The sequence below is a fragment of the Desulfuromonas acetoxidans DSM 684 genome (assembly GCF_000167355.1).
In the GTDB taxonomy this organism is placed as follows: Bacteria; Desulfobacterota; Desulfuromonadia; order Desulfuromonadales; family Desulfuromonadaceae; genus Desulfuromonas; species Desulfuromonas acetoxidans.
In genome coordinates this window covers 38,120-51,351 of record NZ_AAEW02000012.1, presented here as the reverse complement: position 1 = coordinate 51,351, position 13,232 = coordinate 38,120, and the positions used below count along the sequence as shown (strand labels likewise).

Annotated in this window: 13 protein-coding genes; 12 read left to right on the top strand and 1 reads right to left on the bottom strand. The window is 55.6% G+C overall.

Annotated elements, in window-relative coordinates; translation table 11 throughout:
- The first annotated feature begins 7 nt into the window (after positions 1–7).
- The 12 genes from thiF (at position 8) to DACE_RS10885 (ending at position 12,387) form a co-directional block, all read left to right on the top strand.
- Complete coding sequence (gene thiF / locus DACE_RS10940) at positions 8–826, top strand: sulfur carrier protein ThiS adenylyltransferase ThiF (protein WP_006001194.1); 819 nt, start codon at positions 8–10, stop codon at positions 824–826.
- Between the two features lies 1 nt (position 827).
- Entirely contained in the window at positions 828–1,028 is a 201-nt protein-coding gene (gene thiS / locus DACE_RS18535) for a sulfur carrier protein ThiS (protein WP_006001191.1), read from the top strand.
- Positions 1,029–1,112: 84 nt separating this feature from the next.
- Complete coding sequence (locus DACE_RS10930; RefSeq protein ID WP_006001190.1) at positions 1,113–1,886, top strand: thiazole synthase; 774 nt, start codon at positions 1,113–1,115, stop codon at positions 1,884–1,886.
- Between the two features lie 2 nt (positions 1,887–1,888).
- Positions 1,889–3,013: a 2-iminoacetate synthase ThiH gene (gene thiH / locus DACE_RS10925; RefSeq protein WP_006001189.1), complete on the top strand. Its 1,125-nt coding sequence runs from the start codon at positions 1,889–1,891 to the stop codon at positions 3,011–3,013.
- Between the two features lie 2 nt (positions 3,014–3,015).
- Positions 3,016–3,627 carry a thiamine phosphate synthase gene (gene thiE / locus DACE_RS10920; protein ID WP_006001188.1) on the top strand — a complete coding sequence of 204 codons (612 nt, stop codon included), beginning with the start codon at positions 3,016–3,018 and terminating at the stop codon, positions 3,625–3,627.
- A gap of 120 nt (positions 3,628–3,747) precedes the next feature.
- On the top strand, positions 3,748–4,998 hold the full coding sequence (locus DACE_RS10915; protein ID WP_006001187.1) for a BaiN/RdsA family NAD(P)/FAD-dependent oxidoreductase: 1,251 nt from the start codon (positions 3,748–3,750) through the stop codon (positions 4,996–4,998).
- Positions 4,999–5,173: 175 nt separating this feature from the next.
- Complete coding sequence (locus DACE_RS10910; protein ID WP_006001186.1) at positions 5,174–6,832, top strand: ExeA family protein; 1,659 nt, start codon at positions 5,174–5,176, stop codon at positions 6,830–6,832.
- Between the two features lie 6 nt (positions 6,833–6,838).
- Positions 6,839–7,687 carry a general secretion pathway protein GspB gene (locus tag DACE_RS10905; protein ID WP_006001184.1) on the top strand — a complete coding sequence of 283 codons (849 nt, stop codon included), beginning with the start codon at positions 6,839–6,841 and terminating at the stop codon, positions 7,685–7,687.
- Positions 7,688–7,857: 170 nt separating this feature from the next.
- Positions 7,858–8,280 (top strand): hypothetical protein, encoded by a 423-nt coding sequence (locus tag DACE_RS10900; RefSeq protein WP_006001182.1) that lies wholly within the window; start codon positions 7,858–7,860, stop codon positions 8,278–8,280.
- 101 nt (positions 8,281–8,381) lie between these two features.
- Positions 8,382–8,966, top strand: coding sequence for a transglutaminase-like domain-containing protein (locus DACE_RS10895; RefSeq protein ID WP_006001181.1), 585 nt, complete (start codon positions 8,382–8,384; stop codon positions 8,964–8,966).
- A gap of 292 nt (positions 8,967–9,258) precedes the next feature.
- Positions 9,259–10,224, top strand: coding sequence for a tryptophan--tRNA ligase (gene trpS, locus DACE_RS10890; RefSeq protein WP_006001179.1), 966 nt, complete (start codon positions 9,259–9,261; stop codon positions 10,222–10,224).
- Between the two features lie 240 nt (positions 10,225–10,464).
- Complete coding sequence (locus DACE_RS10885) at positions 10,465–12,387, top strand: outer membrane protein assembly factor BamB family protein (RefSeq protein ID WP_006001177.1); 1,923 nt, start codon at positions 10,465–10,467, stop codon at positions 12,385–12,387.
- Between the two features lie 96 nt (positions 12,388–12,483).
- Here the strand turns inward: DACE_RS10885 and DACE_RS10880 are convergent, their stop codons facing one another.
- Complete coding sequence (locus tag DACE_RS10880; RefSeq protein WP_006001175.1) at positions 12,484–13,221, bottom strand: MBL fold metallo-hydrolase; 738 nt, start codon at positions 13,219–13,221, stop codon at positions 12,484–12,486.
- Between the last annotated feature and the right edge of the window lie 11 nt (positions 13,222–13,232).

Genomic DNA, 13,232 nt, shown 5'->3' with positions numbered 1-13,232 from the left:
ATGTGTCATGATTATCGTACTCAATGAAAATAAAATACAGGTGGAAGAAAACCAGAGCCTGTTCGATTTGCGCGACCAGATCAAACCGGAGGCGGATGTCCTGATCTGCAACGGTCTGCCGATTCAAAGCGACCGCACATTGCAACCATTTGATCACGTCATCCTCATCCGTCGCGGAGAAATCCCCTCCGAAGCCGAGCTGGAAGCCTTTCTGGTTGCCCGACACACCCCCGAAGTCCATGAGCCGCTAAAGCAGGCAACCATCGGGATTGCCGGTGCGGGTGGCCTCGGTTCTTCGATTGCAACAGCTCTGGTCCGCGCCGGGATCGGCCGAATTATCATTGCGGATTATGATGTGGTGGAACCATCCAACCTCAACCGCCAGCAGTTCTTCATCGACCAGATCGGCATGAACAAAGTCGACGCGCTCAAAGACAATCTTAAGCGGATCAACCCGTTTATGACCGTCGATGCCCAGCATCGCTTTCTGACCACACAAAACCTGACCGATCTATTCGCCGAGGTCGATATCCTCGTTGAAGCGGTGGACTGCGCCGAAACCAAGGCCATGATCACTGGACAATGGTTGCGCACCTACCCCAACACCCCTCTGGTGGCCGGATCGGGGATGGCCGGATACGGACCGGGCAACACCATCCGCACTCGCCGCGCCATGGGCCAACTCTACCTGTGCGGCGACGGCACCAGTGAAGTTGACGCCGGCCACGGCCTGATGGCGCCACGGGTCGGTATTGCCGCTCACCATCAGGCCAATGTTGTTATTCGCTTGTTACTCGGGCTCGATCCCGTTGAGGAGGATTCTTAATATGGACATCACCGTCAACAACCAGTCTCGCACCGTCACACAAGGTCAGACCCTGGCGGACCTGATCAACGACATGAAACTGGATGCGGCACGCATTGCCGTGGAATATAACCGCGACATCCTGACACGTGAGCAACTCGCGGAAGTGTCCCTGAAAGAAGGCGATACCATTGAGATCGTCAACTTCGTCGGTGGCGGCTAATCGCTCGACATAGCGTGACACACTCACCTGCATTTTTATTTATCTGTGACGAAACAGATGTTCGCCACGAGAAAGGATAGTACCATGGATCAACTGACAATCGCCGGCCGGACATTCCGCTCCCGCCTGATGGTTGGAACCGGAAAATTCGCCTCAAATCAACAGATGGCTGACACCATCGCCGCCTCTGGCGCTGAAATCGTCACCGTAGCGCTGCGCCGTGTCAATGTTGATGATCAGCAGGATGACCTGCTCAATCATATCGATCGCAACAAGTACCTGCTGCTGCCCAACACCAGCGGTGCCCGCGATGCCGAAGAGGCCATTCGTCTCGCCCGCCTGGCTCGCGCCGCCGGTTGCGAACCATGGGTCAAACTCGAAGTCACGCCAGACCCTTACTACCTGCTGCCCGACCCGATTGAAACATTGAAAGCCGCGGAAGTACTGGTTAAAGACGGCTTCAACGTTCTGCCCTACATCAACGCCGATCCCGTGCTGGCCAAACACCTGCAGGAGGTCGGTGTCGCCACGGTCATGCCGCTCGGTGCGCCCATCGGCACTAACAAGGGGCTGAAAACCCGTGACAACGTCGCCATCATCATCGAACAGGCGATTGTCCCCGTTGTCGTCGATGCCGGACTCGGTGCGCCGTCGCACGCTGCCGAAGCCATGGAACTCGGTGCCGATGCGGTACTGGTCAACACCGCCATGGCGGTTGCCGGTAATCCGACCCTGATGGCCGAAGCCTTTGGCAAGGCCGTTGAAGCCGGACGCCAAGGATATTTGGCCGGACTCGGCAAACAACGCAACCAGGCCGAAGCATCCAGCCCCCTCACCGGCTTCTTGCGGGAGGAATAATCATGAGTTTCGCCGACGAAATACTCAAATATCCGGCTGAACAGATTCACGAACAGATGGCCAACACCAGAGGTCTGCGCGTTGAACAAGCTCTGGATGCCGAACGCCTGACGCCGCAAGATTACCTCGCCCTGCTGTCGCCTGCCGCACTCGACTATCTCGAGCCCATGGCCCAGCGCGCCCATCAGGTGACCCGCCAGCGTTTCGGCAACATCATCCAGTTGTACACGCCGCTCTATCTGTCCAACGAGTGCAGCAACGGCTGTAAGTACTGTGGATTCAACGCCAGCAACAAGATTCCGCGTGCCACCCTGACCTTTGACCAGATCGAGAAAGAGGCACAGATTATTCACGATTATGGCTTTCGTGCCATCCTGCTGCTCACCGGAGAACACAGCAAAATGGACGACAACAGCTATCTGGCGCAAGCCGTCGAACGGATCAAGCCGTTGTTCAGCTCCATCAGTATCGAGGTCTACCCCATGGACACCGATGGCTACCAAAAAATGGTTGCCGCCGGGGTGGATGGACTGACCCTGTATCAAGAAACCTACGCTCCAGTGCTCTACGAGCAACTGCACCCTTATGGAAAAAAGCGTGATTACCGCTACCGCCTCGAAGCGCCGGACCGCGCCGGCGAAGCCGGACTGCGCCGCATCGGCGTCGGTGCCCTGCTCGGCCTCGGTCCATTTGAGAGCGAAGCGTTCTACACCGGCCTGCACGCCTATTATCTGGCGCATCGCTACTGGCGCAGCCATGTCAGCATCTCGTTCCCGCGCATCCGCCCGGCCGACGGCGGCTTTGCCCCGATCAATCCGGTCAACGACAAACAACTGGTGCAGGCGGTGTGTGCGTCACGCCTGCTGATTCCGGATGCGGCACTGTTCCTCTCCACCCGCGAAAGCTCGCAATTTCGCGACAGCCTCATGCCGCTCGGCATCACGCACATGAGCGCCGGGTCGTGCACCGCCCCCGGTGGTCATGCCGATGAAGGGAAGAACAAAGAGCAGTTTGTCATTGATGATGACCGCAGTCCCGAACAGATGAGTGAAGTGATCCGCGCCAAAGGCTACGAAGCGGTGTGGAAAGACTGGGACACCGCCTTCCTCAATGCTTCGTCCATGTAACCATGGCCGTTGATTTTTCCCTGTACCTGATCAGTGACCGCCGCCAAACCGGCGGTCGTGATCTTCTTGAGGTCATTGAAGCCGCACTGAGCGGCGGCGTACAAGCCGTGCAATTGCGTGAAAAAGATCTTTCAACTCGAGAGCTTTTCACCATGGGCTGCGCGCTGCGCAAGCTGACCCAGCGCTACCAGGCCACCTTGTTGATCAACGACCGCATTGACATTGCCCTGGCCGTCGACGCGGATGGCGTACACCTCACTGAGCAATCGCTGGAGGTGGAGGTTGCCCGCCGCTTACTCGGCCCCGACAAACTGATCGGCGTCTCCACCCATCATGTTGACAGGGCCGTGGCGGTGGAGCAACAGGGCGCTGATTTCATCACCTTCAGTCCCATCTATGCCACACCATCCAAGGCCGCCTATGGTGCCCCCCAAGGACTCGACAAACTGCGGAACCTCTGTCGCCAGGTCAGTCTGCCGGTGATCGCCCTGGGTGGAATCAACGCGCAACGCCGCCAGGCGGTATTGGCCGCCGGAGCCAGCGGCTGCGCCGTGATCTCGGCAATTCTTACCGCCAACGACCCCTGCCAGGCGGCAAAGACACTGCGCTTCTGATCATTTTGCAACGCTCTGCAGCGCAATGATCAGGCTATCTTTTTCGCTGCCACAGTGCGACAATGACGCTCCTGAACCCCTTTGTTCTCAGCCCAAGAGACCTTCCCCGTGGAGACCCGGATGAAAAAAAATAAAGTGATTGTTGTCGGAGCCGGTGCTGCGGGCATGATGGCCGCCGGGCAAGCCGCGCTGGCCGGAGCCGAAACCATCCTCATTGAAAAAATGCGCCGCCCCGGACTCAAGCTGGCCATCACCGGCAAAGGACGCTGCAACCTGACCAATAGTGCAGAGATCCCGGAGTTCATTGGTCATTTCGGTAGAAACGGTCGTTTTCTGCGCCAATCGTTTCACCGCTTTTTCAACACCGAGTTGTGTGATTTTTTCAAGAAGCAAGGTCTCAAGCTCACCACCGAACGGGGGGGACGGGTGTTTCCCAGCGACGGCAAGGCCCAGCATGTCGTCACGGTCATGACCGACTGGCTCAAGCAGTGCGGTGTCAAAATCATCCGCGATGCCCCGGTTGACCATCTGATTGTCGATGACGGCGTGATACGCGGTGTCGGCTATGGCTCACGCAAACTGCTCGGCGATGCTGTGATTCTCGCCACGGGTGGAGCCTCTTATCCCGCCACCGGCTCCAGCGGCGACGGCTATGCACTAGTGGAGCCGCTCGGCCACACCATTGAAACCATCCGCCCGGCCCTGGTGCCCCTGATTGCCGAACCCGAGATCTGCGGACGGATGGATGGCCTGAATTTGCGCAATATCAACGCCAGCTTGTATGTCGGCGGTAAAAAGGCCGCTCAGGATTTTGGCGAGCTGGTGTTCCACAAACACGGCGTCACTGGTCCAGTCATCCTGACCCTGAGTCTTCAAGCCGTCGATGCATTGCGTGCAGACAAAGCCGTGGAACTGGTGCTCGATCTGAAACCTGCCCTTGACGATAAAAAGCTTGATGCCCGCCTGCTGCGCGACTTTGCCAAACGGAACAAAGAGGAGCTTTCGAGCATTCTGCGCGGACTTCTGCCCAGAGAGATGGTCGAAGTGTGCCTTGACCTCACCGGCATTTCACCGCAACGCCTCGGTCAGGACGTCACCGCTGATGAACGCAAACGACTGCGGGTGTGGCTGAAGAACTTCCGCCTCACGGTCACTGACCACCGCCCGTTTAAAGAAGCGATCGTCACCGCCGGCGGCATCCGCCTCAAAGAGGTGGATCCACGCACCATGGAATCGCGCAAAGTCAAAGGTCTGTATCTGATCGGCGAACTGCTCGACCTTCAGGCCGACACCGGCGGCTACAACCTTCAGGCCGCCTTTTCAACCGGCTTTGTCGCCGGCCAGAGCGCGGCAGCGGTTGAAACGACTTAAACCTACAGTCCCCACACCGCCATCATCGGTCCTGTTTGCCGACCATGTTGACCATTAATCCTGCCAATCCCCATCTTTAGAAAAAACTGGGAATAGCCGTTCTAATTGACTATGATGGGCAGATCGGTTTTCGATCAGCCCCCAGTGTTTCGACGACTCCCGCGACAGGATTGCTATGTACAAAGACTATTTCGGTCTCAAAGACAAACCCTTCTCCATTGCACCGGATCCCCAATATCTTTACATGAGTGAACGCCACCGCGAAGCGCTGGCCCACTTGATCTACGGCCTGCAGTCTGACGGCGGCTTCGTCCTGCTCACCGGTGAGGTCGGCACCGGCAAAACCACGGTGTGCCGCTGTCTGCTCGAGCAGGTGCCCGAGGACGCCGAGATCGCCTTTGTGCTCAATCCCAAAGTGACCGCCGTCGAGCTGTTGGCGACGATCTGCGATGAGCTGGGCATCCGCTATCCACAAGACAACCAGAGCATCAAGGTGTTTGTCGACGGCATTAACCAATATCTGCTCGACACCCACGCCAAGGGCCGCAAGACGGTGTTGATCATTGACGAGGCGCAAAACCTGTCCGTCGATGTTCTGGAACAGATTCGTCTGCTGACCAATCTGGAAACCAACACCCAAAAGCTCCTTCAAGTCATTATGCTCGGTCAGCCGGAACTCAAGGCCATGCTCGAGCGTCCTGAGCTGCGCCAGTTGGCGCAACGTATTACCGCCCGCTACCACCTTGAGCCGCTGTCACAGCAGGAGATGGTTGGTTACATCAGCCACCGTCTCAAGGTCGCCGGAGTGGAACGCCCCCTGTTCCCGGCCGCCACCATCCGCAAACTGTACCGTCTCAGTGGCGGTGTGCCACGCCTGATCAACCTGTTATGCGACCGCGCCCTGCTCGGTGCCTATGTCAAAGAACAGAACACGGTCAGCCATAAACTCATGGCCATCACAGCACGCGAAGTGTTCGGCGATCCATCCGCAGATGGCCACCAGCAAAAATCAGCACTGCGCTGGAACTGGATTCTCGGCAGCTTGGCTCTGGCCAGTGTTGCCGCAGTCGCAGCCACGACATGGAATCCCGGCCAAGACACGGCACCAGCGCCCCGGCAGCCCATGGCCCCGGCCCAGGTGGTCGAGCAAACCGTTGTCGAACTGCCGGCGGTTACGGCATCCCCGGCACAGCCGGAAACATCTGAAGTTGATGTTCTTGCCTGGCCCAGCCATATCCCCCTGACTCAAAGTCAGCAGATGGCCTACCAGACCCTGTTCCGCGTCTGGGGACACGACTTTGCGCCAGAACAGATGCTTGCCGGAGATTATGCCCTGCAACAGGGCCTGCGTTTTCTCAACAAACGCGGCAGCCTCGGCAGCCTGCGCCAGTTGAACCGACCGGCGATCCTCACCTTGCAGGACCAACATGGCCAACGCTTCTTCGCCACCCTGACCGGCCTCAATGCTGATGTGGCCACTTTTGTCATCGGCGACCAGATCCACACCGTCGCCACCAGTGACCTGATGGAACAGTGGTACGGCGAATTCACCCTGCTGTGGCAACCGCCCAGTGCCTACAGCGGAGCGGTTCCCCCCGATGAAGAGGGCCCGATGGTGTTGTGGCTGGAACAACAACTGGCGCACCTGATGCAACGCGAGCCACGGCCCGATGCAACCCTGCGCCTCAATGGTTTACTGCTCGACGAACTGCAGCAGTTCCAGCAATCCGAAGGTCTGGCGGCCGATGGCATTATCGGCCCCATCACCCTGATCCACCTTAACAATCATCTCGCCGTTCAGCACCCGCAACTGACGGCGCCTACGGAGGGCTAACCGACCATGTCTTTCATTCTCGAAGCCCTGAAGAAGTCGGAAAAAAATCGCCAGGAAAACACCACCCCGACTCTGGACAGTCAACACGACTCTGCGTCGCCCGCACCGCGCAAGCGTCCGATCTGGCCGCTGGTGCTGGTCGTGGTTCTAGTGCTCAATGCCGCAATTCTGTTGTGGCTGTTCGGTCCATGGAGCAGCGCTAAAGCTCCAGAGGTTGCAACAGCTCCAAAAACAGAAACTGCTGTTGAGACTCCGGTACAAACCGCAGTCGTAGAACCAAAGGCACCCATCACACCACCGGTCCCCGAGCCTGCGGTGCAACAACCGGCCCCGACAACTCCTGCTACAACGGTTATGCCGGAACCACAGGTCGCGGTAACAGAAACACCGATCACAACCCCGCCGACGGAAGAGCCCGTCGTACAGAGCGTTGTGACCACAAAGCCCGTGGCCGGAGTGGCGCAATCGGTTCCACAACCGGCCCCACAATCGGCTCCAGTACAAAAACCCGCACCACAAGCTGTTGTCACCACACCTGAGCCGCCGCAGCCTGAACAAACGGCTGAAGTTGCCAAGCCGATCGCTCAGCCCGTGGCGGCACCACAGCCTCCGGCGCGCAAGATCTTGGCCTTAACCGAACTGCCCGGCAGCATTCAGCAACAACTGCCCCGCTTGCACATGTCGGTTCATGCCTTTACCGGCGACCAGAGCACCAGCCTGATTCGCCTCAATGATCGCATCATGCGCGCAGGCAGCATGCTGGAAAACCGCTACCGTCTTGAGGAGATCACCACAGACGGTGCCATCTTCAGTTACCAAGGCTATTATTTCCTGGTTCCGCGTCGCGGAGCCTGACCCTCTCTAAAAAATCCTGTTGCCGAACCGTCTATTGACAACTCGGCAACAGGATTTTCTTTTTGTTTCACATTCCGCAACAGACTTAATCTTTTCCCGTCAACAGTCGAAACAGTAGATGTACAACACGTAGAAACACCTCTTTCTCTTACCAGCGAAAGGAGCAAGCGATGCGATCTTTGCGCTCCATCCTGCTGCTGTTCTTTGTCCTCATCTGTGCGATTCCGGCTCAGGCGGACTGGTCTCTATGGCAGGAATACACCACCATCAGCGCCGAAGAAAAACCGTTTATCACCCTTGAGGTACGCAACTTTTACTCACGCAACTGGCCGCCGCGCGCCCAATGGCGCGCCACTAACCGGTCCAAGCAAACCCTCTATTGTGCCCAACTCGGCAAACGCGTATACATCCTCAGCCATGGCCGCAAGGAGATCAAAGGCCCACAAGGTTGCCGGACCCTGGCTTCCGGTGAAACCGCTGTTTTCCTCAACGACACTGTCGGTCGCAACGGCGACCGCATCCATCAGATGTCGATGGACGTGTTCAGCTTTGATCTTGAGAAGGGCAAAAACCGCCAGCAGGTGCCGTTGTAATCACCACCTTGCTATAGGGTAAAATGATTTTTCTTTACCCTGCCCAACCATGATGTTATGTGTCGATATCACAGCTATTTTTGATCACACGGAGTGCTCTCATGGAAGCGTATTTGGCCCAGAGCGACATCATTAATCATCACCATCCGGCCATTCAAGCCAAGGCTGCCGCATTGCGCATTGACAACGATAATGAGCAAACGGCCAAAAACTGCTTTGAGTTTGTCCGTGACACCATCAAGCACAGCTGGGATTACCGTCTGGGACCGGTCACCTGCATCGCCTCCGATGTGCTGGAGCACGGCACCGGCTACTGTTACGCCAAAAGCCACCTGCTGGTCGCTCTGCTGCGCGCCAACGCCATTCCAGCAGCCCTGTGCTACCAACGGCTGATCCTTGATGAAACACAGCAACCTGTCTCATTCTGCTTGCATGGCCTGACTGCGGTATGGCTGGACCACGACGGCTGGTATCGGATCGACCCACGCGGTAACAAGCCCGGCGTTGATGCTCAGTTCTGCCCACCCGTCGAGCAACTGGCTTTTCCCACTGTTACCGGTGGCGAATACGATCTACCACAGCGCCATGCCGAACCGTTGCCTGAGGTGGTCAAGGTGTTAACCCGCTACCGGACGGTCGAGGAGGTCTATCATAACCTGCCCGACATCACGCAGACAGGCTGTTGAAATGCCCTCGGTCGTGGCTTTTTCAACATCCTGACAACAGCATTGACCGTGCCTCCCGAACCTGCTACTCTGCGCGCTATGAAAACACACACGATGACATTACAGCGATGGTGGTGGCGCTCAGCCTTTATGGACTGATCGCGTGCCTTTCGCTTTTTTGACATCACAGACTGCGCCGGGCACGGCGCGGCAACAATGAAATCACACAAGCCGCGATGATCGTATCGCGGCTTGTTTTGTTTTTGGACCTTTTACTGAACGATAAAACTACTTTCACCACAAGGACAACACCATGCGCATTCTATCCGGTATCCAGCCGTCCGGTTCCCTGCATCTGGGTAACTACTTCGGCATGATGAAAAAGATGATCGACTATCAGGAACAGGGCGAACTGTTCTGTTTCATCGCCAACTACCACGCCATGACCAGCGTCTCCGACGGCAAAGCCCTGGCCAAAGGCACTCTGGAGGCAGCCGCTAACTTTCTCGCTCTGGGCATGGACCCGGAGCGCAGCACCTTCTGGGTGCAGTCCGACGTGCCTGAAGTGCAGGAGCTGGCCTGGTTTCTGTCCAACTTCACCCCCATGGGCCTGCTCGAGCGCTGCCACAGCTACAAGGATAAAATCGCCAAAGGGATTGCCGCTAACCACGGCCTGTTTGCCTATCCGGTGCTGATGAGTGCCGACATCCTCATTTTCAACAGTGACAAAGTGCCGGTTGGTAAAGACCAGAAGCAGCACGTGGAAGTCACCCGCGACATCGCCGCCAAGGTCAACAACGAATACGGCGAGATCTTCACCCTGCCCGAGCCGGACATCGACGATGACGTGGCCACAGTTCCCGGCCTCGACGGCCAGAAGATGAGCAAAAGCTACGGCAATACCATCGACCTGTTCCAAACTGAAAAGCAACTGCGCAAGCAGATCATGCGCATCGTCACCGACCCGACCCCGGTGGAAGATCCTAAAGATCCGGACACCTGCAACGTGTTCCAGATCTACCGCCTGTTCCTCGACAAAGAGCAGCAGGACGCCCTGCGCCAGCGCTATCTGGCTGGCGGTCTCGGCTACGGCGATGTGAAGCAGGAACTGTTCGAGACGGTACGCGACTATTTCACCCCGTTCACTGAACGGCGCAATGCGATTCTCGAAGATAAGGAAACCCTGCACAAAACCCTGGAGATGGGCGCGCAGAAAGCGCGTTATGCCGCCTCCAAGGTGATGCGCAAGATCCGCAAAAAATCAGGTATTGCTTACTAGCAATTCGACACATTGAAATTCAAAAGCGGGAAATCGAAAATCGATTTTCCGCTTTTTTTATACCAATCGCCGTTGAAGGAAAGAACCAGATATATCTATAGACAAATTTAAGTCGATTTTGTAAGGTTTCAACTTATTAATATTTAACATGAAATTTTAAAAATCGGCTGAATACACCTCTAGCTGACTCAAATACTCTCTTCACACCTATCAGGGAAATACGTCATCGGGAGACTTAAAATGCTTAGACTGTTTATCGCTCTTCTATTTATAACAGCAGCTTTTCCTGCCTATGCAGATGTAGACTACTATTTCAGTGATGACAGTTCCGCAATGGTTTTCAACCGGATTGATAAGGCGCTTGAACACCCCCCTAACCGTTTCGGCAAAACCCTCCGGTATGTTATTGATGGCAACACCATCAGCATTTACCTGATCACGTCTGACGTGTTGTTTATCCCTGAAACCATTGACCTGCAGAACGACCCCGCGGCCTCTCAAAAACTAAACCATCTGCTCAAACAGCAGGCACAACTGTTTGGCGAAATCACCTGCACCGGAACCAGCCTTTATCGTACCAACGTGGCATGGAACAATCAGTATGATCAAGGCCCTTTGCTCAATATCAATGAATTTCTTCACCAGGTTGTCGAAGAACGCAACCATGCTGTTCTAGAACTTTCTCTGCGTCTCCCAGAAGAAAACAAACTGAAAGAAGCGGATCTGCTTAGTGTCGCGTTCCGAGTGCCATCCTTTTTCAGAACATCCGAAGCCCTTCAAGAAACCTACAGACAATTAAACGTCACTGAAGCAGACCTGCTGGACGAAACACACCGGATTAAAATTAATCAGCTCATTGACCGTGCCGAAAAACTCAGTGACGACATTGCAACATCACTGGTTGAGCAACGGAATGAGTACATCCAATACAACAAACAGCTCTCCGAAACAGACATCATGGGAGAACTTGACAAGCTGGCCACCTGGAGTCGTGGGTTCGCCAACGATGTCCGCAACCGAAGAGATGTTGTCCTTGCCGAGTATTATGAGAACAACCGTGCTGCGTACAAAAAGAACAAGGAGATGTTCCTGCACACGTTCGGCTTCGGTAACAGCGACGAAGATATGTTTGATCAGGCCATGGCCTTAACCGCCGATGCCGGGTATATCATTGCCGGTGAGAGTTCTCTCAACGGCTCGACCCAGCCTCTGTTGCTCAAATTCAACGCCAATAACCACCTGCAATGGCAAAAACTGCTGCCGGGCACTGAAGGTGTCGATATCCATTCCAGGGCCATTGTTGAAACACAAACACACGATCTGCTGACAGCCCTGCTCCAGACAGCCAACGGCAATCAAACCAGCTCCGTGGCCAAGCTCAGCTCAACGGGCGTGTTGCTCTGGCAAAAAGATTTCCCCAATGTCATCCTCAATATCGTTGCCGAAGACAACAACGGCAACTACTACGCCGGTGGCCGCACTCACACGCAACAAACGCAAGACCGCGATGCCGTTCTGATCAAGCTTTCCCCATCCGGCACGGTCCTCTGGCAAAAAACCATCGGCGGCTCAGCAAACAAAGATACCCTCGCCGGCATCACCGCACTCGACAACGGCAACCTCTTGTTATGCGGTTATGGCACCAAACCGGGCACAGACATCAGCCGCGGTTTTCTAGCTGAGATTGATGGCGACGGGCAATTTCGCTGGACACAATATTGTGCAGACAGCGGCACCCTCTTTATCAAAGCGCTCAAAGCTGCGGACGGATCAATCATCACCGCTGGAGAAATCATCGGCGACTCAATCAATCAAGCCATTGCCGTCAAAGCCGATGCATCGGGCAACGTGTTATGGCAAAAGATTCTCTTTGAAAACCTCACGGACCAGAGTTCTCACGTCAATGACCTGGCCCTGATCAACGACGAAGCGATCATCGCCGGAGACGCCATGCAGCTCGCCTACCTCTGCCGTCTGGACAACGAAGGCAACCAGAAATGGATCAACCCGCTGGGTGACACGAATCAAAGCGATTCATTCAGCGCTGTGAAAATCAACAACGACGGCCAAATTATCGCGTCAGGGACCACGGCAACCTACTCCGCTCCAGGCAGCAGTGCCTTGTGGGTGTTGCCCTTTTCACAGGATGGCAAATTTCAGTAACCCAGAGGCAAACCTCCTTGTGCAATAGCAAAGCGGGAAATCATCCAATTGATTTCCCGCTTTATTTGTCTCAAGCGTTCTCTTGAGCTAAAACGCCTACAAATTCATCTTGCGAATCCGCACTTCAATCTCTTGATCCTCTTTCAGCAGTTCGACAAGCTCCGAGGTATCCGTTTGGCCATAATGGTACGGATAGAGGATTTCCGGCTTAAACATGCGCGCCGCATCCGCGACCATGGCCGGGGTCATGGTGTAGGGCAGATTCATCGGCAGAAACGCCACGGCAATCTCCTTTAAATCCTTCATCTCGGCAATGTTCTCGGTATCGCCGCCGATATAGATTTTTTTATCGCCAAAGGTCAGCACATAGCCGTTGCCCCGCCCTTTGGGATGATAGGGCACACCCGGGCTACGCATGTGAACGTTGTTGTAGGCCGGAACCGCTTCGATCTTAAGGCCCTTGGCCTGTTTGACATCGCCATTATGCATGACCATGCCGCCACTCACCTGTTCAGCGCACACCTCGGTCAGGACCACCTCGGTATCCGGAGTGCGAAGGGCGTCCACAGCCTTGGTATCCAGGTGATCACGATGTTCATGAGTAATGAGAATCAGGTCCGCCTTGGGCAAATGACTGTAATCGGCCAGATATGTCCACGGGTCGATGTGAATGGTTTGGTCAGCAAACGTCAGCATCAGCGTGGCATGGCCAATAAAGGTGATCTCCACCGGCCCGGCGCTGGTGTCAATGGTATCGTGTTCAAACTGCTGTGCTGCCGCTGTCCAGCCAAACAGACAACACAACAACAGTGTCAGAAAAATACGCGTTTTCATGATGTCTATCC

Coding starts and splice junctions, on each gene's coding strand:
- DACE_RS10915 (WP_006001187.1), top strand. CDS start 3,748: ATGAAAAAAAATAAAGTGATTGTTGTCGGAGCCGGTGCTGCGGGCATG.
- thiH (WP_006001189.1), top strand. CDS start 1,889: ATGAGTTTCGCCGACGAAATACTCAAATATCCGGCTGAACAGATTCAC.
- DACE_RS10900 (WP_006001182.1), top strand. CDS start 7,858: ATGCGATCTTTGCGCTCCATCCTGCTGCTGTTCTTTGTCCTCATCTGT.
- thiE (WP_006001188.1), top strand. CDS start 3,016: ATGGCCGTTGATTTTTCCCTGTACCTGATCAGTGACCGCCGCCAAACC.
- DACE_RS10930 (WP_006001190.1), top strand. CDS start 1,113: ATGGATCAACTGACAATCGCCGGCCGGACATTCCGCTCCCGCCTGATG.
- DACE_RS10910 (WP_006001186.1), top strand. CDS start 5,174: ATGTACAAAGACTATTTCGGTCTCAAAGACAAACCCTTCTCCATTGCA.
- DACE_RS10895 (WP_006001181.1), top strand. CDS start 8,382: ATGGAAGCGTATTTGGCCCAGAGCGACATCATTAATCATCACCATCCG.
- thiS (WP_006001191.1), top strand. CDS start 828: ATGGACATCACCGTCAACAACCAGTCTCGCACCGTCACACAAGGTCAG.
- trpS (WP_006001179.1), top strand. CDS start 9,259: ATGCGCATTCTATCCGGTATCCAGCCGTCCGGTTCCCTGCATCTGGGT.
- thiF (WP_006001194.1), top strand. CDS start 8: ATGATTATCGTACTCAATGAAAATAAAATACAGGTGGAAGAAAACCAG.
- DACE_RS10880 (WP_006001175.1), bottom strand. CDS start 13,221: ATGAAAACGCGTATTTTTCTGACACTGTTGTTGTGTTGTCTGTTTGGC.
- DACE_RS10885 (WP_006001177.1), top strand. CDS start 10,465: ATGCTTAGACTGTTTATCGCTCTTCTATTTATAACAGCAGCTTTTCCT.
- DACE_RS10905 (WP_006001184.1), top strand. CDS start 6,839: ATGTCTTTCATTCTCGAAGCCCTGAAGAAGTCGGAAAAAAATCGCCAG.